This is a genomic window from Microbacter margulisiae, assembly GCF_014192515.1.
Taxonomy (GTDB): Bacteria; Bacteroidota; Bacteroidia; order Bacteroidales; family Paludibacteraceae; genus Microbacter; species Microbacter margulisiae.
In genome coordinates this window covers 1539147-1565810 of sequence record NZ_JACHYB010000001.1, presented here as the reverse complement: position 1 = coordinate 1565810, position 26664 = coordinate 1539147, and the positions used below count along the sequence as shown (strand labels likewise).

Genomic DNA, 26664 nt, shown 5'->3' with positions numbered 1-26664 from the left:
GGTTGCCCATTTTTTTGGACAGCCTTTTTTAATTTGAGGCAGAGGGAGGATAACATTCTTAGGTGAGGAATACAAGGTTTTATTTGTACTGGATTGATAGAAGACTAAATGAAAGTGTAGTCTTATTGCTTGAGAGGAGAATATGATAAAATTGTTTTGTTTTTCATTTGGTATTTCATCTTCCAAAACCAAAAAGCATAAGAAAATCAAATGAAGACTAGATCGTAACTCTTGCTATAGATATGTCTTGAACAAATGTGTTTTTATTTCGTATTGGGAAAGATAATTCGTTGAAAAGATTTGTTATTTTTGTCTTCTGAACAAACTCAAGAAGAGCATGGAAGATTTAATGGTGCTGCGAACTGAAAACTTAGTAAAGAAATATGGTAAGCGAACAGTGGTTGATCATGTTTCGATTAATGTAAAACAAGGGGAAATAGTTGGACTTTTAGGCCCGAATGGCGCAGGAAAGACAACTACCTTTTACATGACGACCGGCTTGATTGTTCCGAACGAGGGGACAATTTTACTAAACGATGTTGATATTACGCAGTATCCCGTTTACAAGCGGGCTAAAGCCGGCATTGGATATTTGGCGCAAGAAGCTTCTGTTTTTCGCCAAATGAGCGTAGAAGATAATATTCGCGCTGTGCTTGAGATGACCAGTTTTACGAAAGAAGAGCAAGAAGCAAAATTGGAAAATCTGATTCGCGAATTTAGTCTTAACCATGTGCGAAAAAATATTGGGAATCGACTGTCAGGAGGAGAGCGGCGACGCACTGAGATTGCCCGCTGTTTGGCTATTGAACCGAAATTTATCATGCTGGATGAGCCCTTTGCCGGAGTTGATCCTATAGCTGTCCAAGATATTCAGGACATCGTATGGCATCTTAAAGATAAAAATATAGGCATATTAATTACCGATCATAATGTGGATGAGACGTTGTCAATTACGGATCGGGCATATTTACTATTTGAAGGGAAAATTTTATTTCAGGGAACTGCTGAGGAGCTAGCAGACAACCCTGTGGTGAGAGAGAAATATTTGGGTCGTGATTTTGAACTCAAACGAAAAAAAGGCGCTTTTGTGATTAAATGATTTTCGCATAAATCTTATTTTTAGCACTGAAATCTATGTCAATACCAGAATTGGAACAGCAAGAACAGCATGATCAGGAAATGATTCAGGCTGCCTTTGATGAGGTGCTTTCTATTTACAAGCAGTCTCCCCATCGACAGAAAGTTGAACTAATTGAAAAGGCGTTTCATTTTGCTAATCAGGCACACAAAGGTATTCGGCGACGTTCGGGAGAGCCTTATATCATGCACCCAATTGCTGTCGCAAGAATTGTGGTGAAAGAAATTGGGCTTGGTTCTACTTCTATTTGTGCGGCCTTACTCCATGATGTTGTTGAAGATACAGATTATACAACAGATGATATAGAAAATCTTTTTGGGAAGCGTATTGCGATTATTGTCGATGGTTTGACAAAGATTTCAGGTGGTGTTTTTGGAGAACGTGCCTCAGAGCAGGCTGAAAACTTCAGAAAATTACTGCTGACTATGTCTGAGGATATCCGTGTAATTTTAATCAAAATTGCCGATCGCCTTCATAATATGCGAACTCTGGCTTCCATGCCTCAGGCCAAACAGTACAAAATTGCCGGTGAAACCCTTTTTATTTATGCCCCTTTGGCTAACCGGCTTGGTTTGTTTGCCATCAAAACAGAACTTGAAAATCTTAGTTTCAAGTATGAACATCCTGAAGCATATGCCCAAATTAAATCGTTGATAGATGCTCAGGCGAAGGAAAATGAACAAATCTACAAAGAATTCAAAATACCTATTCAAGATAAACTGGCTGCTCTGGAGTTTAAATTTGAGTTGATAGAACGCATTAAATCGGTCTATTCTGTATGGCATAAAATGCAAAAAAAGAATATTCCGTTTGAAGAAGTATATGACTTATTGGCATTACGAATAGTTTTTGAACCCAAAGATGGCAGCACAGAACAAGAGCAATGCTGGCTCATTTATTCTGCGATAACCCAATTATATCATCCACATCCTGAACGCATTCGCGATTGGGTTAGTACCCCCAAAGCAAATGGATACTCAGCTTTGCATGTGACAGTGATGGGGCCTCATGGAAAATGGATTGAGGTACAAATACGAAGTGTACAGATGAATGAAATAGCTGAACGTGGATTGGCTGCTCATTGGCGCTATAAGACAGGAGAACGGGATGATGAAACCGAACTGGATAGGTGGCTGAAGGAATTGAAAGAAGAATTGAAGAATCCGAATCCCAGTGCTATTGATTTTATGGACAATGTGAAGTTGAATCTGTTTGCTTCTGAAATGTTCGTATTTACTCCAAAAGGTGAAATCAAAACCTTGCCTCAGGGAGCCACAGCTCTTGATTTTGCATTTTTGCTCCATTCAGATATTGGCTTTAAAGCTATTGGAGCCAAAGTGAATCATAAGTTAGTTCCATTAAATTATCAATTGCAAAGTGGCGATCAAGTGGAGATACTAACTGCAAAAATGCAGAAACCAATAGCAGAGTGGTTGAATTTTGTAATTACTTCACGAGCCAAAACAAAGCTGGAAAATGCATTGCGAAAGGAATTAACCGTGACAGCGCATCACGGTCAACGCACGATTGAAGAAGAACTTAAAAAAGTAAATTTGACCCCAACACCTGAAGTTATTCAAACCTTACTGGATTATTATAATATCAGAGATAAACGCGAATTATATCGCCAGGTAGGAAGAAAGACCATAGATGTAACGGATATTTCGAAGAAAATTTTCAAAGCAAAGCCGAAAAATCTTTTGAAGAAATTTGTCACTTTACAATTTGGTAGTTCTGATAATAAAATGGTTCCTTTGATTAAAAAAAATAAAAAAGTTGATCGTAAAAAAACATTTCATTTATCAGACGATACTTCCAGTAAATCCTTTCGGATAGCGCAATGTTGCCAGCCTATTCCAGGAGATGATATTGTGGGATACGTAGACGATAATGAGATAGTTGTAGTTCACAAACGACAATGTCCAGAAGCATTAAAATTACAAGCTAGCCAAGGTGATCGGATTATTTCAGCAGAATGGGCAACACGTAATGAAAAATCATTTCCTGTGACACTTGAAATGAAGGGCATAGATCGAATGGGAATGCTGCGGGAAATTACGAATGTCATTACCGACGAATATTCTGTAAATATTCAAAGTATCAATATTCAGACGGATGCAGGAATTTTCGAAGGTAGTCTCCATGTGTATGTACATGGGACAGACGATGTGAACAACCTTTGTCTGAAATTAATGAAAATCAATGGAATGAATTCTGTGAAACGAGTAGAGCTTTGATGGTTTTATTCAATTATCCTCTTTGCCGATGTTGTGGCATCAGCTTTTTTCAGCATAATTTTTTTCATAAGCTTCCACGATAAGTTTTACCAGAGGATGTCGCACAATGTCTTTGATGGAAAATTCAATGATGGCAATCTCTTGCACGTGATGCAATACCTGCAAGGCATCGATTAATCCTGATTTTTGAGAATATGGCAGATCGATTTGTGTGATATCACCAGTGACAATGACCTTGCAATTTAGCCCCATTCGCGTTAAAAACATTTTTATTTGCTGGATTGAAGTATTTTGCGCTTCATCAAGAATCACTACCGCATCATTAAGCGTTCTCCCTCTCATAAAAGCTAAAGGAGCAATCTGAATAACGCCGGATTCCATATATTCTTTAAGTTTTGCTCCCGGTAACATGTCCTGAAGTGCATCATAAAGAGGCTGGAGATAAGGATCAATCTTTTCTTTCATATCTCCTGGCAAAAAGCCGAGCTTTTCCCCAGCTTCTACAGCTGGACGACTGAGAATGATGCGTTTAACTTCTTTGTTTTTTAACGAACGTACGGCTAATGCTATAGCAGTGTACGTTTTTCCTGATCCTGCGGGGCCAATAGCAAATAGCAAATCTTTTTTTGCGAATGTTTCTACCAGCAGTTGTTGATTCGAGGTTCGGGCTAAAATGGCTTTCCCATTAACGCCATGGATAATCAGGTTCTCCTGTCTTATTTCAACAGGGGGGATTCCCTTGATGACATCAATAATGACCTCTTCCGTGAGCTGATTATATTCAGAACAATAATGCTGAAGTTTAACCAAGGCTTCTTCCAATTCCGTCATTACCTCTGCATCACCCAATACTTTGATAACATTGCCCCGGGCAATAATTTTCAGTTTTGGGAAGAGATTTTTTATCAGTTGGATATTGACGTTGTTGACGCCGAAAAAAGTTACCGGATCAACTGATTCATTGAGAAATATTGTACGTTCAATCATTAAGGATGGAGTTCAGGTGGAATAGGCAACAGAGGAAAAGCTGAAAAACACCTTCCTCTGTTGTTTGAATATCAGTATGCAAATAAAGGGTATTCTGCCATCATTGCATTTACTTTTTTGCGAACAGTGGTCAATACATTTTCATCATCTACGTGATTCAAAACCTGATCAACCAGTTCAACAATTTCCTCCATAAAAGATTCTTTTGCGCCACGTGTTGTTATGGCTGGTGTTCCAACTCGGATACCTGAAGTCTGGAAAGGGGAACGGGTGTCAAATGGAACCATGTTTTTATTCACCGTAATATCTGCTTGTACCAAACTGTTTTCGGCAACTTTTCCCGTTAATTGTGGAAACTTAGTGCGCAGATCAATTAACATGGAATGGTTATCTGTTCCGCCGGAAATAATATGATACCCTTTTGCCAGAAATGCGTTTGCCATTGCAGCTGCATTTTTCTGAACTTGTTGTTGGTACTCTGTGAAAGAAGGCTGAAGCGCTTCGTAAAACGCCACGGCTTTAGCAGCAATGACATGTTCCAGAGGGCCACCCTGAATTCCAGGGAACACAGCAGAATCGAGTAATGAAGACATTTTCTTGATTTCTCCTTTAGGCGTTGTTTTCCCCCAAGGATTATCAAAATCTTTTCCCATGAGAATAATTCCACCACGGGGACCACGCAATGTTTTATGAGTGGTAGAGGTAACAATATGGGCATATTTTAGAGGATTCTCAAGCAATCCTGCCGCAATCAAACCGGCGGGATGTGCCATGTCGATCATCAACAAAGCACCTATTTTGTCGGCTATAGCGCGCATCCGGGCATAATCCCAGTCGCGAGAATACGCAGAAGCTCCACCTACAATCAATTTTGGACGTTCGCGTAATGCTACTTCTTCCATTTGATCATAATCAACCCGCCCTGTATTTTCGCGAACATTATAAGCGAGAGGTTGATACAAAATTCCTGAACTGTTGACAGGCGATCCGTGAGATAAATGGCCTCCGTGGGCAAGGTTTAATCCTAAAAACTTATCGCCAGGATTCATTACAGCCAGAAAAACAGCAGCATTGGCTTGTGCACCTGAGTGAGGCTGAACGTTAGCATATTCAGCATTGAAAAGTGTTTTAATACGATCGATGGCAAGTTGTTCACTTAAATCTACAACTTCGCAACCTCCGTAATATCGATGTCCAGGATAGCCTTCGGCATATTTATTGGTAAGCCATGTTCCCATAGCTTGCATAACCTGATCACTTACAAAATTTTCGGATGCAATAAGCTCTATACCTTTAAGTTGGCGTTGATGTTCCTGCTCGATAATTGAAAAAATAGCATTGTCACGTGTCATGTGAAAGGAATTAATCAAAGGGTTAAAAACGATGTTAATTTGAATACAAAGGTAGCTTTTTGATATGAAATGAGCATGTTAAAATGGTAAAATCTGAGATTTATCAATGTTTTCTATCCAATTGCCATTGATTTCAGAATCTGATAGCGTTTTTTGTTCTATTTCAGAAAATCACGTGCAACTTGCTCTACTGCTTTTGAACTCCCACGGATAAAAGAGGTTTTTTCTCCAAAATTTACGGCTAACCTGACAGTTTCTTCTGGCATATAGTGATTCAATAACCCGTAAATAACGGCAACATCAAAGGCATCCCCACATCCTAATGGATATTCTCCTTGATTGGTGATTGTTTGATTGATTTCACGTCCCAAATGGAAATAACTTCCACCATTGATTCCTCGTTTCAAGAAAACCGGTTTATCTTTTGGAATAATATCTTTTATTCTTTGATATTCTTTTGCGTTAGGAATTAGTACATCACAATATTCAATGAAGGATGCTTCCCATTCAAAAACAGGCGACGGATCGAGTATGACCATTCCTCCTTTTTGTTTCATCATTTTTGCGTATGTTAAGAATGTGTCTCCTCCACATTCCAATGTGGCAAAAAGAAGATTTGATGTAAGAGCTTTAGGGGTAACATGCAAATTGGCTCCACGATGAACTGCAAGTGCTTCTTTTTCATTACGGCAGACAAAAATACCTGTACGCGTTCCTATAATAGTAGTTGTGTCATTTACCGGGAAGTCATCTCCGGATGCGCCGTGAAATTTAGCATCAATATTCAAAGCAGCTAAGCCTGTATAAACATTATATCCTGTACCACCCATCATTTCCAATACATTGTTGGCGTGGATATGACCATAAAAAAGTAAGTCCCTGAAAACACCACCAAGAATATCCAATTGACGCATAAAATCTATTTCATTTGATGTTATATGTTATTCACTAGGCAATTATAAATTACCTGAATGTTGGTTCAAAGTTGATTAATTTCTGCCGTATTTGCAAGTCAGATTCTGTTGCAATAAAAAAAGCTGTCTGGATTTTGCCCAAACAGCTTTTGTTTTTTAAACTGAATCGTACTGAGTTTGTTATTTGATTAAAGCAATATCTAATACTTCCCGGATATCGCTGACAAAGTGAAACTTAAGACCTTTCAGATAAGATGATTTGATTTCCTCAATATCTTTCTGATTTTCATGGCATAGAATAACTTCCTTAATATTGGCACGTTTTGCTGCTAATATTTTTTCTTTTATACCTCCTACAGGCAATACTTTCCCTCGTAAGGTCATTTCGCCGGTCATAGCCAATGCTTTTTTTACTTTGTGTCCTGTAAATGCAGATGTCATGGCAGTGACCATTGTGATTCCGGCAGATGGGCCATCTTTAGGAATTGCTCCTTCGGGGACATGCACATGTACGTTCATCGTTTCAAATAGAGATTCGTCAATATTTAACTGTGTTGCATGAGCCTTAATATATTCCAAAGCAAGAATAGCCGATTCTTTCATCACATTTCCTAAATTGCCAGTTAAGGTTAGAGTTGGCGCTTTTGATTTGCTCAAAGAAGTTTCGATGAAAAGAATTTCGCCTCCTACAGATGTCCATGCCAAGCCTGTAACAACTCCGATATAATCATTCCCTTCATATAAATCCTTAGTGAATAATGGAGCTCCTAAGTAATTCTTCAGTTCTTCAACAGGAATATCTATTTCGTAAGTTTCGTTGGTAGCCACCTTCTTGGCTATTTGACGCATTATTTTTGCAATTTTACGATCCAGTTCTCTTACGCCTGATTCGCGTGTGTAAGATTCAATAATTGCACGTACTGCTTCTTTGGATAATATACATTGCTCTTTTGTTAATCCATGGTTTTCACGTTGGCGCGGAATCAAGTGACGTATAGCGATTTCGATTTTTTCTTCTGTGATGTATCCTGATACATCAATCAATTCCATCCGATCCAATAAAGGTTGCGAAATGGTTTGTATAGTGTTTGCCGTAGCAATAAACAAAATTTTCGAAAGATCAAAATCAATATCCAGATAATTGTCGTGAAATGTTGAATTTTGTTCTGGATCCAACACTTCAAGTAGGGCTGAAGAGGGATCACCTTTGAAATCTGAGTTGACTTTGTCAATTTCGTCCAGTACTATGACAGGATTTGCCGAACCGGCTTTTTTGATATTTTGAATAATTCGTCCCGGCATGGCGCCAATGTAGGTCCTGCGATGACCTCTGATTTCGGCTTCGTCGTGTAACCCACCTAATGAAATCCGAATATATTTTCGATTCAATGTTTCTGCAATGGATTTTCCTAATGAAGTTTTTCCAACTCCCGGAGGGCCGTAAAGGCATAAAATAGGAGACTTGAGATCACCTTTTAATTTTAAAACGGCCAGATGTTCTAAAATTCGGTCTTTTACTTTTTCCAACCCAAAATGATCACGGTCAAGTGTTCGTTTAGCTCGTTTTAAATCAAAATTATCTTTTGTGTATTCGTTCCACGGAAGCTCTAATATCGTTTCAACATAATTCATTTGAACCGGATAATCAGGAGAATGTGGATGCGTGCGCTCTAATTTGCTTAATTCCTTTTCAAATAATTCTGCAACTTCTTTATTCCATTTTTTTAAAGCTGCTTTTTCACGCATTTCATTGATCTGTTGTTCTGAAGTGCCTCCACCCAATTCGTCTTGAATGGTTTTCATTTGTTGTTGTAAAAAGTATTCACGTTGTTGCTGATCAATGTCTTCACGCGCTTTTGACTGAATACTCGCTTTAATTTCAAGCAATTGGGATTCTTTGTTCAAAATCTCCAATAGTTGGTACCCTCTTTCTTCTAGATCATCTATTTCAAGTAGTCTTTGCTTTTCAGTAACTTTCAGCGCAAAATTACCAGTTATATAGTTGATCAGTTGTTCCGGGTTGTCAATGTTTCGGATTGCAAATGTCGTTTCTGGTGGAATTGTTCCTGAATTTTGAATGATTTTGATTGCCAGATCTTTAATTGCTTCTATTAATGCAACAAAAACGCGGTTATCTTCATTAGGAATTTGATCTGTCATCGTTTTGATAAATCCTTGATGAAAAGGAGTTTTACTAGTTATTTCCAGTAATTCAAAACGTGTAATTCCCTGAAGTAAAACAGTAGTTGAGTTATCCGGCATTTCTAAAATGCGAACAATACGAGCGATTGTTCCAATGGGATACAAATCTGATAAGCCAGGATCATCTACCTTAATGTCTTTCTGAGTAGTTGCTGCCAATACGCCATTGTTCTTATATACTTCCCGGATTAAGCGCAGCGACTTATTGCGGCTTACGGCGATAGGAAGCACTACATTGGGAAACATGACCATGTTGCGCAATGGTAGAACCGGAATTAGCTCATCTTGAGATAGATTTATACTTTCCGATTCACTATTGTCTGCAACAATCGAAAGATAGCCCGTTGATTCATCTGAATCATTACTCAAAATTTTATTTAGTAGAATGTCCATGTCAAAAGATTAGTTTTGTGTTGTCATTTTGTCAGTCTGTGTCATTGGCTGCTTTCTTTCCATCTTCCTTTGCGGAATGAAGGAATATCTATTAATCACGTGTTTATCCAATTCCATATGCAAGATAATACATATAAACCGGGAAAGCACTATCCGTTAACAATTGCTATGCCATGAGCGCTTATCCGCCCTTTCTGACGTTCTTTACCTAATAAGCAGAAAAACGGGGACATGAGCATGCTAAAAAGATTCGAGAAAAAGTCTTCGACTTATTTTGTAGTTTCAAATATGCGCCTTATCTTTGCACCGCTTTTGAAAAAGCGATTTGGCCCATTCGTCTATCGGTTAGGACGCAAGATTTTCATTCTTGAAAGAGGGGTTCGATTCCCCTATGGGCTACAAAACGTACATTATTGAAATACATTATGGCAAATCACAAATCATCCGTAAAAAGAATTCGTCAAACAGCAAAAAAAAGGTTACACAATCGTTATTACGCTAAGACGGCGCGCAATGCTGTACGGGCTTTACGTAGTGTTAAAGAACCTGCTGAAGCAGCTGCGATGTTGCCAAAAGTTGCTTCTATGCTTGACAAATTGGCTAAACGCAACATGATCCACAAAAACAAAGCGAATAATCTAAAATCGAAATTAGCTTTGCACGTCAATAAATTGGCGAAATAAATTGGTTTTTAATTTCACATTTACAATCTCTTCTGTTGCATAAAGTGACAGAAGAGATTGTTGTTTTAAATTTGCCTATTCAGCTCTCTTTTCATACATTTGTACCTCTTTTTTAGTTACAATATGAAAAATGAATGAGAATATAATCTGCAATATTACAGATTTTTAATGGATTTCTCATGTTAAATGCATATTTGAATATCTAACCACAAATTCATACGAAAATGTTTTCTGGTATTATTGAAGAAGCGGCTGAGGTAGTCGCATTAAGCTATGACAATAGCAATTTGAACATTTCATTACGTTGTTCGTTTACGAATGAGCTCAAAATTGATCAGAGCATTGCTCACAATGGAGTTTGCTTAACAGTGATTGATATCAAAAATGATATATATACTGTCACTGCCATACAAGAGACTTTGGACAAATCTAATTTAGGACTTTTGCAAATTGGAAGCAAAGTGAATTTGGAACGTAGCATGCTAATGAATGGACGATTAGATGGACATATTGTGCAAGGCCATGTGGATCAGACTGCTATGTGTACAGATGTGCAGTTGGCAAATGGAAGTTGGTATTACACATTTAGTTATAAAACAACTTCACAAATGAAAGCACAAGGTTACGTAACTGTGGAGAAAGGTTCTGTTGCTGTTAACGGGGTGAGTCTGACAGTGGTACATTCAAAACCCAATAGCTTTTCAATTGCAATTATTCCGTACACTTACGAGCATACCAACTTTAATCAGATTACCGTTGGCTCTGTAGTAAATTTAGAGTTCGACATCATTGGTAAATATATCAGTCGTTTGATAGGCGATCGTCATAAGGCATAATGTTTTTCGTAAATGTTGTAATATTGTCTGTTTTCCACTAGTCAAATGCATTGCTCTTGTGTAAAAGTGATCTAACCAGAATATGCATGAAAAAATTCTTCTTTCTCATTTTATTATTAACCGTTATTGTTTCGCGCCCCTATGCATGTACTAACTTTTTAGTCGGTAAAGATGCCAGTGCAACTGGAGCTGCTTATATAACTTATAATGCCGATTCATATTTCTTGTTTGGAGCGCTTTATTATCGTCCTGCTGCCAATTATCCTAAAGGTGCTATGATGGATATTTACGATTGGGATACAGGAAACTACCGTGGCCAGATCAAGCAAGCTGAGCATACGTATTCTGTGGTAGGAAATATGAATCAATATCAAGTTACGATTGCCGAAACTACTTTTGGTGGAAGGCCTGAATTAGTTGATACAACAGCTGTACTGGATTATGGCAGTCTCATGTATATTGCTTTACAGCGTTCACGTACTGCGAGAGAAGCCATTAAGGTAATGGCCTCGTTGGTAAATGAGTACGGATATGGAAGTGAAGGTGAATCATTCTCAATTGGAGATCCTGAAGAAGTCTGGATCCTCGAAATGATAGGTAAAGGGCCCAAAAATAAAGGGGCAGTGTGGGTCGCTGAACGTATTCCTGATGATTGCGTTTCGGCACATGCAAATCAGGCACGGATTACCACTTTCCCGTTGGATGATCCAAAAAATTGTCTGTACGCACCTGATGTTATCTCGTTTGCCCGATCTAAAGGTTATTATAACGGCACAAATAAAGATTTCAGTTTTTCAGATACATATGCCCCCTTAGATTATGTAGCTTTACGCGCTTGCGAAGCTCGCGTATGGTCTTTCTTTAGAAAGATGGATACCACAATGAATAAATATATTACCTATGTGAAAGGTGAAACAAAAGAGCGTATGCCATTGTGGATCAAACCTTCACATAAAGTAACATTACATGAACTAATGCTTGACATGCGTGACCGTTTTGAAGGTACTGAATTTGATATCACAAAGGGAGTAGGGGCTGGCCCTTTTGGTTCGCCTTTACGATGCAGTCCATTAGTATGGACATATAACGGGAAAGAATATTTACATGAACGGCCAACTGCAACTTATCAAACAGGTTTTACCTTTGTGGCGGAAATGCGTCGATGGTTACCTGATCCTGTAGGGGGAATTCTTTGGTTTGGAGTGGACGATGCTGCTTGTTCGGAATACGTGCCAATGTATTGCGGAATTAATAAAGTTCCTGAATGTTTTTCTCCAACCAATGGAAGTTTATTGAAATTTTCATGGACATCAGCATTTTGGATTTTCAATTGGGTTTCTAATATGGCATATAGCAAATATTGTTATATGATCCAGGATATTAATAAAGAACAATCCAAGTGGGAAAATAAATTTACCATTTTAACTCCTGCTGTTGATAAAGCAGCTGCTTATTTAATGGAAACAGATACAACAGCTGCCTGCGATTTTCTCACTGAGTTTAGTGATGATCAAGCTGAGGCTGTTACTCATGCCTGGAAAAAGCTGGGAGAGTATCTGATGGTGAAATATATGGATGGCAATATTAAGGTTGAAAAAGACGGAAAGTTTGTACAAAATGCCGCAGGCATTCCTCCTACAATTGACAGACCGGGTTATCCGGATGATTTTAAACGCCAGATTATTCAAGCCAATCCTGATGAGTTTCGTGTGAAAACCCAGGCAGAGTTGGATAATCGAAAACAGTGATATCGCAAAGATGGTAACACGATCTAATTCAGCAACAGGCCCTATTGGTATCTTCGATTCCGGATATGGCGGATTGACGATATTGAATGCTATACGGGAGCAGATGCCACAATACGACTATCTATATTTGGGAGATAATGCACGAACTCCTTACGGAACACGTTCATTTGAAGTAGTATATCAATATACTCTGGAATGTGTAAAGAAGTTATTCAGCCTGAATTGCAGGCTTGTGCTGTTGGCTTGTAATACAGCTTCTGCTAAGGCTTTACGTACAATTCAACAAAATGATTTACCCAATATTGATCCTGACAGGCGCGTGTTAGGTGTTATTCGTCCAACAGCAGAAGCTATCGGAACCTTGACAAAAACACGCCATGTGGGTTTAGTTGGTACAACAGGAACTATCCAGTCGCTTTCTTATCCGATGGAAATAGCCAAATTATTTCAGGATATAATTGTTACGGGAGAAGCTTGTCCCATGTGGGTACCTTTGGTCGAAAATGGAGAATATGATTCTCCGGGTGCTGATTACTTTGTTGAAAAACATTTGAATCATTTATTTTCTGTTGATCCTGAAATTGATACACTGGTATTGGGATGTACGCACTACCCTTTACTATTGAATAAGATACGGCAATTTACTCCTTCTCATGTGTCGTTAATTGTACAGGGAAAAATTGTGGCTGACCGCTTGTCCGATTATTTATATCGACATCCTGATATGGAGCAACGCTGTGCAAAGAATGGATCATGTCATTTTTTGACGACCGAATCAGAAGAAAAATTCGCTGCTTCGGCATCTTTGTTTATAAATGAACCTGTTATTGCCACTCATGTTGTGGTATAAAACTGATCATTATGCCTGTTAATATTCCTGATAAATTACCTGCCGTTGAACAATTGAAGCACGAAAATATTTTTGTGATGGATGCTTCGCGTGCATTAACCCAAGATATCCGTCCTTTGAAAATCGTGATTCTGAACTTAATGCCGATTAAAATCACAACGGAGACTGATTTGATTCGATTGTTGTCCAATACGCCACTTCAGGTCGAAATTGATTTTTTAAAAATGAAAAGTCATATTTCCAAAAATACACCAATGGAACATATGACGATGTTTTACAAAACGTTCAATTCTATTCGTAATGGCAAGTATGATGGCATGATTATTACAGGCGCTCCTGTTGAAATGCTTGATTTTGAGGAAGTAAACTATTGGAGTGAATTGACAGAAATCTTTTCTTGGGCTAGGACACATGTAACATCGACTTTTTACATTTGCTGGGCAGCTCAGGCTGGCCTGCATTATTTCTATGATATTCCTAAATATATTTTGTCGGAAAAAATGTTTGGAGTGTTTGAACATTCGTTGAATGAACCTTTAAATCCAATTTTTAGAGGATTTGATGAGACTTTCTATGTTCCACACAGTCGCCACACTGAAATTAAGCGGGATGATATTATTTCAAAGCCGGAACTAACTATATTATCTGAATCGGACGAAGCCGGTGTGTACATGGTTATGGCCCGTAATGGCCGAGAATTTTTTATTACAGGGCATGCTGAATATGCCCCTGATACGCTTGATCAGGAATATCAAAGGGATGTGGCAAAAGGTCTTTCCATTGAATTACCTCGTCATTATTACAGAGATGATAATCCTGAAAATCCCCCTTTAGTTAGGTGGCGGGGACATGCCAATCTGCTATTTACAAATTGGTTGAATTATTTTGTCTATCAGATGACTCCGTTTAATAGAGAAGATATTCAGTAGACAAGTGACTAGTCCTAAAAAACCGTTACAGGTTTATTGAACAAAAATACTCTTTTTATCAAACCTTATCAAGGCTAGCCTTGATAAGGTTTTGCTTTTTATAATTTCTAATTTTTATTTCTTTTTGGCAGTGCATCTGTTCAGGTGTTTTCATGTAACACGACCAGTGTGGCCTTTGTGTATTGTAAATATGAACAGCATCTTCTACCAATAATTTCATTGTTTTGATATCTACCAGATAATCCTCCAGAAAAAACTCCTGTTTTAATATCCCATTTACCCTCTCAGCTATCGCATTGGCATAAGGGTCATAATGCTCAGTCATACTTGGTATAATCTTTTTCTTTTTCAATACATTTTGATAATCGTTACTGCAATACTGTAATCCTCTATCCGAATGATGGATCAGTTTGTTTTTATATTTTTTTTGTTTAATGGCCATGTTTAATGCTCTCAAAGAACCTTCAGTGGACAAACTATTAGAAACATCATAACCCATGATCTTTTTGGAATATGCATCTGTAACTAATGCCAGATAACAGTTCCTGTCCCTGCCCCCGATATAAGTTATATCCGATACCCAAACCTGTTCGGGATGGGTCAGTTCTATATCTGCCACCAAATTCTTGTGCTTTCTAAAACGATGGTGGGAGTCTGTGGTTATACGATAATTTCTCTTTGGTTTAATCAACATCTGATTAGCCTTTAGTATAGATAGAAACTTGTCACGGCCAACATGTAATTCTATTAATGGTTCATAAAGAAGATAATATAACTTCCTGAATCCTATTCGGGGCATATTTTTCCGTATGGGACGAACCATTGTTAATACTTGCTCTGCCTTGTCCTGTTTCTTCTGTTTTGACCTACAATAACGATAATAAACCTGTCTACTTACCCCGAGCAATCCACAGGTGGAGGTTTTGCTCACTTTGTTTTCTTGGCTGAATCGGTCGACTGTTCGGGTAAAGAGTTTTTTCGGATAGAGATATTGTACTCTTTTTCTGCCATATCAACCATCATGTCAAAGAAAGCTGCTTTCATATCAGATTGCTCTGCCTGTTTTTCTAGAAATGCCTTTTGCTTTTCTAAAACCTTGATCTTTTGTTCTAATTCAAGGATCTTTTGATCTTTACTTTTTGGCATATTACTCGGCGTTTGATTTTCCCAATCAAAGGTACCATATTTTCTGAGCCAACCAACAACTGTGGATCTTCCCTGTATACCATATTTCTTCGTAGCTGATGTGACTGAGATATCTCCTCGTTCTATCTCTGAAATAATCGATAATTTAAAGGACATGCTATAATCCTTTTGAGTCAGCTTGTTTTTGCTGTTATTTTTTATGCGAGGATACTGACTTGATTCGGTTTGGAATTTTATAGCTTCTCCAAACAAGAAAGAGACCTATTAAAACAAATGGAATGCTGAGCCATTGTCCCATATCGAGTGTCATATTCCGTTCAAAAGCTTCCTGAGGAGCTTTGAAGAATTCAATGATAAAACGTGCCGTGAAGATTAATGCTATTGTTAGCCCGAAGAAGAACCCGGATCCAACCTTCGATTTGATCTTTTTGTATAAAAACATATTAAGAAAAAAGATAAACAAATAGGAAAGGCCTTCATAAATTTGCGAAGGATGTCTGGGTGATTGATCTACTCTTTCGAAAATAAATGCCCAAGGTACATCGGTTTTCTTTCCATAAATCTCAGAATTCATTAGGTTGGCCATCCGAATAAAAAAACCTGATAAAGGTGTTACAATAGCTACTAAATCAAGCGTTACCCATATGTTACGTTTCGTTTTCCATGTGAAAAGCGCTAATGCCAAAATTAATCCCAAAGCACCACCATGGCTGGCAAGACCCTGATATCCAATAAAATGATAGTGGCCATCAGGCATTTGTTCAATTGGAAGAAGGACTTCCAAAGGATGTGTTATTAGTTGACTTGGTTCATAGAATAGATATTGACCTAACCGGGCTCCGGCAATAATGCCGATTAACCCATATAAAGTCAGTTTATCCCATTCTTTCTGAGTAAATCCTTCACGTTTGGCCATTTTTTCTAATATGAACAGGGCCAAAATAATACCTCCGACAAATAAAATGCCATAATAACGAATGGAGATGCCAAACACCTTGACAATCTCGGGATTGACATTCCAATGAATAAATAGATTCATAAATGCTGATTTTCAGTTAAATAATTATTCTTTTTTCGCTTGTTTAATTTCAATGAATTGAAAAACATCCATCTTAATACTTCAATGTTTTTCGCAAGGTTCCGGATAATCAATTGTATAATGCAACCCAATGCTTTCTTTTCGTTGCATGGCTTGTTTTATGATTAGGTAGCCAACACTAATGATGTTGCGAAGTTCGCAAATTTCTTTTGAAACAACAGATCGGTCAAATAAACTTTCGGTTTCACGATACAGGATTTCAAGACGTGACATTGCACGCTGCAATCGCAGATTGGAACGTACAATACCTACATACGTTGTCATAATTTGCTGCACTTCTTTGATGCTTTGAGTGATTAAGACCATTTCTTCTGGTAATGAAGTCCCTGCATCGTCCCATTCAGGAACTTCTACGAATGACAATTGTGAAATGCGTTGAATGGCGTCTTTGGCAGCAGCATCGGCAAATACAACAGCTTCAATGAGCGAATTTGAGGCAAGGCGATTCGCTCCATGCAAACCAGTCCGGCTACATTCCCCGACTGCATACAAACGGTTAATTGATGTATGTGCGTTCAGATCAACCTGGATGCCACCACATAAATAATGGGCTGCCGGGGTGACGGGAATCATATCACGTGTTATATTAATGCCAAGGCTCATGCATTTCTGATAGATCATCGGAAAATGTTGTTTTGTTTCTTCTGCGTCTTTGTGGGTGACGTCCAAATAAACAAAGTCATCTCCACGGTTTTTCATTTCATTATCAATAGCGCGTGCAACAATATCGCGGGGAGCCAACTCTCCACGAATATCATATTTGTGCATGAATTCTTTTCCGTCCGTTGTGCGTAATAGTGCACCATAGCCCCGCATAGCTTCCGTTATCAAAAACGAGGGCCGTTCTCCGGGATGATAAAGCGCTGTGGGATGGAACTGAACGAATTCCATATCAGAAATTACTCCACGTGCCCGATGCACCATGGCAATACCATCTCCTGTGGCAATAGCCGGATTGGTTGTGGTTTGATATACATTTCCAATACCTCCGGTTGCTACCAAGGTAATTTTTGCCAAAAACGTATCGATACGTCGTGTGTTATGATCCAGCACATATACTCCATAGCATGCAATGTTTGGAGTGTGCCGTGTAACAATTTGGCCTAAATGGTGTTGGGTAATTAAATCGATAGCGAAATGATCATTGAAAATGTCAATATTCGGATTTTGTAATACCCGATTGACCAATGATTCCTGAATTTCACTACCGGTCGAATCTTTATGGTGTAAAATACGAAACTCGGAATGTCCCCCTTCGCGATGCAAGTCAAAATGTCCCGAATCATCTTTGTCAAAATCAACACCCCATTGAATTAACTCTTTAATTTGAGCTGGAGCTTCCCGGACTACTTTTTCGACTGCTTCCCGGTTGCACAGAAAATCTCCTGCTATCAGCGTGTCCTGAATATGTTTTTCGAAGTTATCCGACTGAAGCATGACGGTAGCCACGCCTCCCTGAGCATAAAATGTATTGGCTTCTTCTAAAGATGTTTTGGTTAAAATGGCAACTTTACCCTTGGATGCTACTTTGAGAGCAAAGCTTAATCCGGCAATACCTCCTCCAATAACCAAAAAATCATAGCGGTATTCCATCTTTATTTATTTGTAAATGTCGTAACACTAATGTTTCGTCTCGAAAATCAATGTTGGCATATTCGTGTTTTGTTGTTTGATTTGAATAAGCAAAGATACTCTTTTTTCAGGACTTGCAGTCAATCAAATGTTTTTAGCTTTTTTACTACCATTTGGCATTGAGAATCGTTATCTTTGTTTGGTCAACGAGCAATGATATGTTCAACGCGATGACATGCTTTTTATACTGAGAAGAATCCATTTTGATACTAATCCAATCGCTTAAAAAATTGAATTACGCTTATTGCTACACACTTACTCCGAGCTATTTATTTCATTTCGCCTGCTTTGCTTAATGATTTTCAGTATATATCCTTTTTTATCAAAAGACATGCATGTTTCCTTGTTTTCAAATGCACAATTAATTCGTAAATTCCATCATCCAACCTATGAGTTCAAAAATGATTATTTATCAGATTTTACCGCGTCTTTTTGGCAATACCCACGATAGACTAATTCACAACGGAGACATCGAATCCAATGGATGTGGAAAGTTTCAGGATATAACGTCAAAAACTCTTCAAGAGATCAAAAAATTGGGGATTACACATATTTGGTATACGGGGATTATAGAACATGCATCGCAAACCGACTATTCCGCATTTGGAATTACAAAAGATCATTCTGCTATTGTTAAGGGGAAGGCGGGTTCGCCGTATGCTATTAAAGATTATTACGATGTAGATCCGGATCTGGCGGTGGATGTTACAAACCGGATGCATGAATTTGAGGCATTAATAGAACGAACGCATATGCAGGATATTAAAGTGTTGATTGATTTTGTCCCGAACCATGTGGCACGCCAATATCATTCAGATGCGAAGCCGGCTGATGTGTTTGATTTGGGTGAGCTTGATAATCAAAAACTTGCATTCGATTCTCAAAATAATTTTTATTATTTGCCGGGTGAATTATTTGCTCCCCAGATGGATTTAACGGGAGATGAACAATCTCCGTATGTGGAATCGCCTGCCAAAGCAACAGGAAATGACCAATTTACGTCACACCCTACAATCTATGATTGGTATGAGACAGTAAAACTGAATTATGGGGTCGATTATGTAAATGGGAAGTCAAAATATTTTGATCCAATTCCTGATACGTGGCAAAAAATGCGATCTATTTTATTGTTTTGGGCACAGAAGAATATTGATGGTTTTCGTTGTGATATGGCAGAAATGGTCCCAGTGGAGTTTTGGTCATGGGTAATTCCTCAAGTAAAAGCTAAGTTTCCTGACATTGTTTTCATTGCTGAAATTTACACTCCTTCGTCATATCGTCATTTTATTGAAATTGGTAAGTTTGATTTCCTTTATGACAAAGTGGGAATGTACGATACATTGCGTGCCATCACAACTGATTTTGAATCGGCGAGAGATGTCAGTGTGAAATGGCAACAGGTAAGTGACATATTGCCTCACATGCTTTTCTTCCTTGAAAATCACGATGAGCAACGGATTGCATCTCGTTTTTTTGCAGGCGATCCTTTACAGGCTGTACCAGCAATGATTATTGCGGCTACATTAAGTGTCTCTCCTGTCATGATTTATTTTGGACAGGAATTAGGAGAGCGTGGATCTGATGTTGAAGGTTTTAGCGGAGATGACGGACGAACAACTATTTTCGATTATTGGAGCATGGATACTGTTCGCCGATGGTATAATAAAGGAAATTGTGACGGAGCGCTATTGACAGAACAAGAACGTGATTTACGAAATTTCTATCAGAAATTACTGAATATCTCACAGGATGAGAAAGCTATTGCTCATGGCGAAATGTTTGACCTTATGTATGTCAATTATGAAAATCAGATGTTTAATGTTGATAAACAATTTGCTTATTTGCGAAAAGCGGGTGATGAGCTTATTTTGATATGCGTAAATTTCGATGCTTTGTGTTCCGATATACTGATAAATATTCCACAACATGCGTTTCATTACTTGGAACTGCCTGAAGGTACAAAAATGAATGGTGTTGATTTGCTTTCTGGAGAACAAGAGTTAGAGCAGGAATTCAGTTCGCATACGCCTTATTCTATGCATTTGAATGCATTTTCAGGGAAGATTCTAAAAATGAAATGGGCAAGATAAATCAATGATAAATTTATTCAATTGATTATTTGACAGTGCATGCTTGGATGGCCATAATAAAAAAGCGGTTATGTTCAATAAAGACATAGCCGCTTTTTTATTAATCTGGGCTATATTTTGTTCGTTACTTTTGTTTTTGGCGACAGATCAAATGGTATTACTACCTTTAAGCTGACATTACGTCCCATATTGAAAATCCCTGGTTGAATTCCTGCCGGCACAACCGGATTGTCGAAATATTTTAGGCGGCTCATATTGGATTGATAATTCACATTGGCAAGATTGGTTCCTTCAATATAAAGTTCAACGACTTTTTCTCCCTTTCTGTTTACAATATTTCCCCCGAATCCAGCGCTTAAAAGGTTGTAGCCTGCCGTATATGTTTCAGTACCATAAGCTGCAAAAAAGCGCTTTTGAGGTTCAAAATGAGTCAATCCGATATAACCGTACATGCCTCTGAACCAATTAAATCCTTTTGAAAATGTGGCGCGTAATGCTGAATAGGTGTGCAAAGGAGGAATAAAAGGTAAATATCGGAGACTATCCGGTTCGTTTCCGTGATTGCCCAAGTTGGTTCCGTATGTCAATGTGAGAGAGTTCTCGAAATGTAACCAAGCTAATGGATGGATGTCTAATGTAAAGTCACCCCCTAAAATGCGTGCTTTGGTTTGTGTATAGGTAAATCGGCTGTATTGCCCGTTTGGATTTAAAGATCCATTGGCATTGACTCTTTCCGGAGTGCCATTTGCATCAGTCATTTGTTCCTGGAAAATATAATTTTCAATATTGTTATCATACAATTCGGCACTGGCTGATACGACAGGCAAGGTTATGTAAGCTCCAATATCTCCTTGTATACTGTATTCCGGTTTAAAATTAATATTTCCAACATGATAGATCTGGGATCCCGGATCAGCGCCGTTAGCCGATAGTTCTGCTATGCTTGGTGCCCTAAATCCGGTGGCAATATTTGCTTTCAACAACAAGGCATTCGAAACATTATAGGCTGCACCCAAACTGCCTGATGGGCCTGAAAATGTTTTGTGAAATGCATTGAATTGTTGTATGACATTTGGCGTTCCCGTAGGATTTTGTCCGTAATATAACGATGGAAAATATGTTACGGTTGTGTCAATATATGCAGCGCTTGAGCTGATGACACGCGTGTCATAACGTCCTCCTGCTGAAACGTCTACTTTCCCAAAACTTTTCTTTGCAAAAACAAATGCTCCGATATCAAATAGGCGGTATGCCGGAATCGGAAAATCAGTACTGTTCTTTCCGAGTTTATTATCCTGATACATGCCGTTTAATCCTATTGTGGTTTCGTAATTGTTGCCTGGAGTGAAATTATATTTCAAGTCATAGTTGAGCGTATGCAATTCCAAGTTTAATCCTGGTACGGATGGATTTTGAGGATGGGTATATTCCCTTCTGTGGCTGTATTGATAACCCAAATTTAGCAACAACGTGTTGTTCCCGATATTAAAGCTGCTATTATCGTATATGTTATACATTTGCACATGTTGATGCAATGCTGGCGTAGCATACGAGTCCAGCATTGATGCCGGAACTATAGGCCGATAGGTATCTGCATCAGTGATCTGATACGTGAACTGACGCGTGAGTGAGTCGCGGCTACCGTCTGGAATATCTTGAATATCATCAAATACAGAAGCGTTCAGATACGAATATCCCCATGATTTATTAAGTCCGATCATTACACGGGCATCTTTTTCTTTGAAACCGGTGGCGTATACTCTTCCGTCATGTTGGTTTTCATAGTTTTTGGCTAATTTATTGGTCAGAACAGTTCCCCATACGAGTCCGTTGTTATTTCCCTGTAATTGAAATGAGGTATTGATCAGTCCATTGTTTGTGCCATAATCATTTGAGAAAGATCCTAAGATTCTCCCGTCCGGAATGGTTGGAGCTGTAATCAGATTGATAACGCCTGCAATGGCTCCCGAACCGTATGTCAAGCTTGCCGGACCTTTTATTACTTCAATATGATTGATGGCATTCTGGTCGACTTCTATGCCATGCTCGTCGCCCCATTGCTGCCCTTCGATTCGAATGCCATCCAATAATGTAACCACCCGGTTGTATCCTAATCCGTGAATAAACGGTTTTGAAATGTTGGGCCCTGTGGTGACAGTGCTTATCCCCGGAATATGAGTAATTTCCGCGATAATATTATTTGAAGCGCTATTTTCATTAAGATAGACTTTATCAACTGCAACGATAGGAACAGGACTTTGCTTGATTTGAGTGGCTTTGCTTACACCGGTAACAATTACTTCATTGAGTTCTGAATTCGATTCTGTCATAGCAAAATTAGCGGTTCGGTTGGTTCGCAAATTAATGTCTTTCGTAATCGTTTGATACCCTGTGTAACTGATTTCAATACTTTGGGTGATTGCCGGAAGATTGTTAATCTCATATTTACCATTGCCATCGGTAATGGCTCCTTTTCTTAAATCAGGAAAATAAACATTGACTCCTATTAATGGAGCCCCGGAACTTTTGTCCACGACAACTCCTGTCAGCGAACTGGTTACGATGCTTGTACTGTTGCTTGCGAAAAGAGGAATAGTAATGAGTGTTACTAATATGATGAAGATGATTTTTTTGAATAACATATGGATAAATAATTAAGTAAAACAACTATACATCAATCTACTATTGCGTTAAAACGCAAAAACAGATGTATCTTATCAATGAATTTGAATAGATATATAACCGGATTTCGATGGTATCTGTGCACATGGCATACCACTGCGTAATCCTTTTATTGTTTTATTCAAGAACAAGGTTTCATGTAATTAAATAAAGGTAGATCATGTATCGATTGTTATTCGATACAGATTGAATTTGAAACTTAAATGAATGATAGGACAGGGGGGGCTCTTAAAGAAAGAGCGCCGGCGAAACTGTTAAAAGCTTTGCTTGTAATGACGGCACGTTCTTTTTGATGAGGAAGCAATGCTGCTTGTGGAAGCGGATGTTCCGTATGAGAAGTATAAAGAAAAAACTCAAAATCACAGATTGGACAATCTTTTTCAACTGGCGAAGATATTTTTGTTTCTGTATCGTGCATCACAACAACATTGTGATGAATGAAAAATATATGCACAGGTTTAATCAAAAGAGCGCCACACATGAGTGACAATAAAAATATTGCCAATACACGTTCGAAAGATATAAGACGCTTTTTTGAAGAAAAATACATGAAAAACAGAGATTTACTGTTCAATTGAATATTTCGCTGAATTTGCAAAGAAATCTTGCAAAGCAATCAATGGTATTGTTGAGGACTAACAAAAGATGCTGCAAAGATAACTACGAATTGATATCCCTGTACCTTTTATGTCAAAAAAAGGACTGCATCCTTTGTTCTATTATTAGAAATATACTAAAAAGCAGGAGAATTTTCTTCTTTCGAAAAAGTAACCTTGGGAGCAATCCTTTGAATGCTCCCAATACCCTCTGTAGATATGAAGCAAGGAAATGCTTTAAAGAAGTAAAACACTGCGTACATGAAGTTATCACACTTCTTTAAAGAAATAAGACGCTTCAGGCATCAAATTAGGTGATCTTTATAAATCAAAGTGTTGCAGATAAGCCGGCATACAACATTCTCCCTATTGAAGGTATAATACCCGGCCCGGGGTATTCATCAGTTCGAAGGGTAAAGTACTTTTCATCCGTTAAATTGTTGACTCCAAACTTTAGTTTAAGTTTCTGATTTATATTATAAGAAGACGATAGATCAACAACGTAATACGCCGGGATAATACCTGTTAAAGCATTGGCAGCAAAAACTGTATTGGCTGCATCGCTATAGGAAGACGAAGTATAGGAATATTGCAGGTTCATGGAGAAGTGCTTGATACTGTAATCCAGCCCAACCCGCTCAATATTCTTAGGGGCATATTCCACATCATTGCCTTTATATGGCCCCGAAACATAGCGGGCATCTATGTAGGCATAAGAATTATACATGCCCAACCTTCCTGCTTTCAAGCTGGGAATAATCCCTCCAAGAATATTTACTTCAACATACGTTTCGATCCCCTTGTGCACAGAATTGCCGGTATTGGTTCTGTACTCATAATTTGTTGTAACTGTTGATTTATTAATGATGCCGATCTCATTTTTATAGCTCATATAAAAAGCGCCCACATCGAAGTTCAAAGCATGTTTAATTACTCCCCTGTAACCGATGTTGATATTGTTCGCCTTGGGATCTTTCATATTTGGATCTATTTTGGCAATGCTCCCGAATGGAGTTAATTGATCATAAGTGATGGGCTGGTAGCTTTGATTGCCATTTGCATAAATATTTGTAGTTTCAGAGATTTTATACTCCAGGCTAATACCGCTCAACAAAATTTTGCGGGTACGTCTCTCCTTGTTTGCGTAAACAAAAGGGTCAGTACTATCTCCTGCGGTATTTTCATCATAGCCGTTGGCCATAGTACTCAGGTACTCAAATCGCAGGCCTGGGCTGACAGAAAATCTTCGTCCGATTCTAAAGAGATTTTCAGCATAGGCTGCTATATTGGTAGTGTAATAATACATATTGCCGCCCCAGGGAGAAGTAGTTGTGTAATCTAAATCACTTCCTGTAGTACCGTCCGCTCCGTGAAGATTGTGTTTGGTGTTATATGAATACCGTAATCCAAGGGAAAGGGTCTGGTACTGTTTCCCTATATCATATCCTGTAACAAAACGTAATTCATTGGCTATACTTCTGAAGTATTCGTGTTCTACCTCGCGCGGAACATAAGAAAGGGAAGGAGTGATGGTATCCTTTATCGGCCAGTCATCTTCATTTCTCCAAACCAGGTCCCGTTCACTATGATTATAGGCAGATTTTAAGCTTATGGAAGTATTCTTGTTAAACGTATAACTTGCATGCGCTTCGATAATATTCCAGGGACTTTGCAACCAGTTGCGGGCCCGTATAGATTGTTTTGGGTTTTCCTTGAACATAGCGTCTGTCAGACCTCCCGGCATACGAATGGTGTTTCGCAACGCAGAATATTCAATGCCCATATGAAGCTTTTCTGTAGGAAAGTACTTTATGCTTGCAAACCCCGATAACTGGTTTTGTTGGGAATTGTCTCTCCAGCCTTTAAAATATCGGTACTGTAAATAGGTATAATATTTGATTTTTTTATACGTGCCCCCCCACAGAAGTGAAACTGTTGTACATACCATAGCTCCCCATAGTTTGAGATGTTGTAATATTAATGGGCCCTGGGCCGCCGTCTTTAAGCTCATAATCAATCATGCCGCCAATTTGTGGTCCAAAGGCGAGAGAGGATGCGCCACGTAAAAATATGATATCCTTTACTGCTTCCATCGGGGGAAGATAATAGGCTTCATTATAACCAAAAACATCGGCAGAAATATTATAACCGTTTTGCCGGGTGTTGGTTTCAATACTCTGGTAAGGGTTCAGTCCGCGAAAGCCAACGCCATTGGCCGTAAAACCGTCGCTTTCTGTTTCAGCAATATTTAATCCCGGAATACGGCCTATGATCTGCCGGGTAGTATTAATGGCTTTATTGGCATCCAAACTATCAAGTACAACCACTTCCGTCTTCTTCCCAGCATAAATTACCTGCTTGTTGACATCTTTTATCCGGCCCACACCGTTCATCGTTCTGTAAGCAGTGATCTTTACCTCCCGCAATGAATCATAAAGAAGTGTTGCAGGATATTTTGCCTGCAAAGGATCCTCTTTCGTAGTTGATTGGGCATACCCATTGGCTATAAAACAAAAGAATAATAGCGCCAACACGTTTATCTTTCTTCTCTGATCAGTATTAGGTGTTTTTGTTGTTATATTTTTCATTATTTCATCTTATTTATAAAAAAACATAAACAATCAAACAGGGATAATCCGCCAAATGATAGGAGCTTTTACCTAAACTCTGGTGCTTAATTGCTGATAGCCAAATTTCGGTTATAATTTTCCGACTCCTGCCTGGGATAGAAGAGCGATATATTACGAAAGTGAAATTTTGATAGATTTTGCACTGCCTTGAATAGTTTCAGCCATAAGCCTTCTATTAAACGTTCCGGCAATGCTCCATGTAGTGTATTGTCCTGAAGATTGTTTACAGATTTTGTGTTAATACTCTTGTCTTTGAATAACTCCTTTACAATGGAATGGAGAATGTGAAGTTAAGAAAGTCATTATCTTCAAATTCTCACATCTTTTCCATTCCTTATTTTATGGATGTCATATGATCACATGAGATGTGATGCTTCGTCAGGTCATTTTTCAGAGTACAGCCGGAACAACCATCACAGAGTGAACCTTTCTTTTTGGGATGCATCTGTTTGATAAGTTTCTTTATTGCAAAATATAGTGCGATAGCAATAACAAGAATGACGATAATATCTTGTATCAT

General features: G+C 38.5%; 21 protein-coding genes and 1 tRNA gene. 9 read left to right on the top strand and 13 right to left on the bottom strand.

Going from position 1 to position 26664, the window contains the following annotated elements:
* Positions 1–337: 337 nt before the first annotated feature.
* Both lptB and FHX64_RS06230 read left to right on the top strand, forming a co-directional pair.
* The gene (gene lptB / locus FHX64_RS06235; protein ID WP_183412931.1) at positions 338–1099 is read left to right on the top strand and encodes an LPS export ABC transporter ATP-binding protein; all 762 of its coding nucleotides are present in this window, start codon (positions 338–340) and stop codon (positions 1097–1099) included.
* Between the two features lie 41 nt (positions 1100–1140).
* Positions 1141–3375: a RelA/SpoT family protein gene (locus FHX64_RS06230; RefSeq protein ID WP_425487964.1), complete on the top strand. Its 2235-nt coding sequence runs from the start codon at positions 1141–1143 to the stop codon at positions 3373–3375.
* Positions 3376–3414: 39 nt separating this feature from the next.
* Here FHX64_RS06230 and FHX64_RS06225 read toward each other — a convergent pair whose 3' ends face one another.
* From FHX64_RS06225 to lon, 4 genes are all read right to left on the bottom strand, one after another.
* A complete protein-coding gene (locus FHX64_RS06225) occupies positions 3415–4362 on the bottom strand; it encodes a PhoH family protein (RefSeq protein ID WP_183412929.1) in 948 nt (315 codons plus the stop codon).
* Between the two features lie 71 nt (positions 4363–4433).
* On the bottom strand, positions 4434–5714 hold the full coding sequence (gene glyA, locus FHX64_RS06220) for a serine hydroxymethyltransferase (protein ID WP_183412928.1): 1281 nt from the start codon (positions 5712–5714) through the stop codon (positions 4434–4436).
* 158 nt (positions 5715–5872) lie between these two features.
* Positions 5873–6628, bottom strand: coding sequence for a carbohydrate kinase family protein (locus FHX64_RS06215; protein WP_183412927.1), 756 nt, complete (start codon positions 6626–6628; stop codon positions 5873–5875).
* Between the two features lie 180 nt (positions 6629–6808).
* Complete coding sequence (gene lon, locus FHX64_RS06210; protein WP_183412926.1) at positions 6809–9223, bottom strand: endopeptidase La; 2415 nt, start codon at positions 9221–9223, stop codon at positions 6809–6811.
* Between the two features lie 327 nt (positions 9224–9550).
* On the opposite strand from lon, the gene FHX64_RS06205 reads away from it, so the two are divergent.
* The 6 genes from FHX64_RS06205 to metA all read left to right on the top strand — a co-directional run bounded on the left by FHX64_RS06205 (position 9551) and on the right by metA (position 14269).
* A tRNA-Glu gene (locus tag FHX64_RS06205) sits at positions 9551–9622 on the top strand.
* Between the two features lie 26 nt (positions 9623–9648).
* Positions 9649–9906 (top strand): 30S ribosomal protein S20, encoded by a 258-nt coding sequence (gene rpsT / locus FHX64_RS06200; protein ID WP_183412925.1) that lies wholly within the window; start codon positions 9649–9651, stop codon positions 9904–9906.
* A 224-nt stretch (positions 9907–10130) separates the two neighbouring features.
* The gene (locus FHX64_RS06195; protein WP_183412924.1) at positions 10131–10742 is read left to right on the top strand and encodes a riboflavin synthase; all 612 of its coding nucleotides are present in this window, start codon (positions 10131–10133) and stop codon (positions 10740–10742) included.
* Between the two features lie 86 nt (positions 10743–10828).
* Positions 10829–12490: a dipeptidase gene (locus FHX64_RS06190; RefSeq protein ID WP_183412923.1), complete on the top strand. Its 1662-nt coding sequence runs from the start codon at positions 10829–10831 to the stop codon at positions 12488–12490.
* Between the two features lie 10 nt (positions 12491–12500).
* Complete coding sequence (gene murI / locus FHX64_RS06185) at positions 12501–13340, top strand: glutamate racemase (RefSeq protein WP_183412922.1); 840 nt, start codon at positions 12501–12503, stop codon at positions 13338–13340.
* Between the two features lie 11 nt (positions 13341–13351).
* Positions 13352–14269 (top strand): homoserine O-acetyltransferase MetA, encoded by a 918-nt coding sequence (gene metA / locus FHX64_RS06180; protein WP_183412921.1) that lies wholly within the window; start codon positions 13352–13354, stop codon positions 14267–14269.
* 58 nt (positions 14270–14327) lie between these two features.
* Here the strand turns inward: metA and FHX64_RS06175 are convergent, their stop codons facing one another.
* The 4 genes from FHX64_RS06175 to nadB form a co-directional block, all read right to left on the bottom strand.
* A complete protein-coding gene (locus FHX64_RS06175) occupies positions 14328–15200 on the bottom strand; it encodes an IS3 family transposase (protein WP_183413736.1) in 873 nt (290 codons plus the stop codon).
* A complete protein-coding gene (locus FHX64_RS14315; protein WP_246392323.1) occupies positions 15197–15571 on the bottom strand; it encodes a hypothetical protein in 375 nt (124 codons plus the stop codon). The genes FHX64_RS06175 and FHX64_RS14315 overlap by 4 nt, the downstream gene beginning before the upstream one ends.
* Positions 15572–15605: 34 nt before the next feature.
* A complete protein-coding gene (gene lgt, locus FHX64_RS06170) occupies positions 15606–16454 on the bottom strand; it encodes a prolipoprotein diacylglyceryl transferase (protein WP_183412920.1) in 849 nt (282 codons plus the stop codon).
* Positions 16455–16535: 81 nt separating this feature from the next.
* Positions 16536–18107, bottom strand: a complete 1572-nt coding sequence (gene nadB, locus FHX64_RS06165; RefSeq protein ID WP_183412919.1) for an L-aspartate oxidase — start codon at positions 18105–18107, stop codon at positions 16536–16538.
* Positions 18108–18535: 428 nt separating this feature from the next.
* Between nadB and FHX64_RS06160 the strand changes: the two genes are divergently transcribed.
* Positions 18536–20236, top strand: coding sequence for an alpha-amylase family glycosyl hydrolase (locus FHX64_RS06160; RefSeq protein WP_183412918.1), 1701 nt, complete (start codon positions 18536–18538; stop codon positions 20234–20236).
* Between the two features lie 110 nt (positions 20237–20346).
* On the opposite strand, the gene FHX64_RS06155 is transcribed toward FHX64_RS06160, so the two are convergent.
* From FHX64_RS06155 to FHX64_RS14460, 5 genes are all read right to left on the bottom strand, one after another.
* Positions 20347–22878, bottom strand: coding sequence for a TonB-dependent receptor (locus FHX64_RS06155; RefSeq protein ID WP_183412917.1), 2532 nt, complete (start codon positions 22876–22878; stop codon positions 20347–20349).
* 239 nt (positions 22879–23117) lie between these two features.
* Complete coding sequence (locus FHX64_RS06150; RefSeq protein WP_183412916.1) at positions 23118–23468, bottom strand: hypothetical protein; 351 nt, start codon at positions 23466–23468, stop codon at positions 23118–23120.
* A 374-nt stretch (positions 23469–23842) separates the two neighbouring features.
* Positions 23843–25297, bottom strand: coding sequence for a TonB-dependent receptor family protein (locus FHX64_RS06145; protein WP_183412915.1), 1455 nt, complete (start codon positions 25295–25297; stop codon positions 23843–23845).
* A gap of 121 nt (positions 25298–25418) precedes the next feature.
* Positions 25419–26102, bottom strand: coding sequence for a TonB-dependent receptor plug domain-containing protein (locus FHX64_RS06140; protein WP_183412914.1), 684 nt, complete (start codon positions 26100–26102; stop codon positions 25419–25421).
* Positions 26103–26478: 376 nt separating this feature from the next.
* Positions 26479–26664, bottom strand: coding sequence for a FeoB-associated Cys-rich membrane protein (locus FHX64_RS14460; protein WP_183412913.1), 186 nt, complete (start codon positions 26662–26664; stop codon positions 26479–26481).

What these genes read in the sequence shown, in the direction of transcription:
- lptB (WP_183412931.1), top strand. Translation starts at nt 338, where the DNA reads ATGGAAGATTTAATGGTGCTGCGAACTGAAAACTTAGTAAAGAAATAT.
- FHX64_RS06225 (WP_183412929.1), bottom strand. Translation starts at nt 4,362, where the DNA reads ATGATTGAACGTACAATATTTCTCAATGAATCAGTTGATCCGGTAACT.
- glyA (WP_183412928.1), bottom strand. Translation starts at nt 5,714, where the DNA reads ATGACACGTGACAATGCTATTTTTTCAATTATCGAGCAGGAACATCAA.
- FHX64_RS06215 (WP_183412927.1), bottom strand. Translation starts at nt 6,628, where the DNA reads ATGCGTCAATTGGATATTCTTGGTGGTGTTTTCAGGGACTTACTTTTT.
- lon (WP_183412926.1), bottom strand. Translation starts at nt 9,223, where the DNA reads ATGGACATTCTACTAAATAAAATTTTGAGTAATGATTCAGATGAATCA.
- rpsT (WP_183412925.1), top strand. Translation starts at nt 9,649, where the DNA reads ATGGCAAATCACAAATCATCCGTAAAAAGAATTCGTCAAACAGCAAAA.
- FHX64_RS06195 (WP_183412924.1), top strand. Translation starts at nt 10,131, where the DNA reads ATGTTTTCTGGTATTATTGAAGAAGCGGCTGAGGTAGTCGCATTAAGC.
- FHX64_RS06190 (WP_183412923.1), top strand. Translation starts at nt 10,829, where the DNA reads ATGAAAAAATTCTTCTTTCTCATTTTATTATTAACCGTTATTGTTTCG.
- murI (WP_183412922.1), top strand. Translation starts at nt 12,501, where the DNA reads ATGGTAACACGATCTAATTCAGCAACAGGCCCTATTGGTATCTTCGAT.
- metA (WP_183412921.1), top strand. Translation starts at nt 13,352, where the DNA reads ATGCCTGTTAATATTCCTGATAAATTACCTGCCGTTGAACAATTGAAG.
- FHX64_RS14315 (WP_246392323.1), bottom strand. Translation starts at nt 15,571, where the DNA reads ATGTCCTTTAAATTATCGATTATTTCAGAGATAGAACGAGGAGATATC.
- lgt (WP_183412920.1), bottom strand. Translation starts at nt 16,454, where the DNA reads ATGAATCTATTTATTCATTGGAATGTCAATCCCGAGATTGTCAAGGTG.
- nadB (WP_183412919.1), bottom strand. Translation starts at nt 18,107, where the DNA reads ATGGAATACCGCTATGATTTTTTGGTTATTGGAGGAGGTATTGCCGGA.
- FHX64_RS06160 (WP_183412918.1), top strand. Translation starts at nt 18,536, where the DNA reads ATGAGTTCAAAAATGATTATTTATCAGATTTTACCGCGTCTTTTTGGC.
- FHX64_RS06155 (WP_183412917.1), bottom strand. Translation starts at nt 22,878, where the DNA reads ATGTTATTCAAAAAAATCATCTTCATCATATTAGTAACACTCATTACT.
- FHX64_RS06150 (WP_183412916.1), bottom strand. Translation starts at nt 23,468, where the DNA reads ATGTATTTTTCTTCAAAAAAGCGTCTTATATCTTTCGAACGTGTATTG.
- FHX64_RS06145 (WP_183412915.1), bottom strand. Translation starts at nt 25,297, where the DNA reads ATGGGCATTGAATATTCTGCGTTGCGAAACACCATTCGTATGCCGGGA.
- FHX64_RS06140 (WP_183412914.1), bottom strand. Translation starts at nt 26,102, where the DNA reads ATGAAAAATATAACAACAAAAACACCTAATACTGATCAGAGAAGAAAG.
- FHX64_RS14460 (WP_183412913.1), bottom strand. Translation starts at nt 26,664, where the DNA reads ATGATACAAGATATTATCGTCATTCTTGTTATTGCTATCGCACTATAT.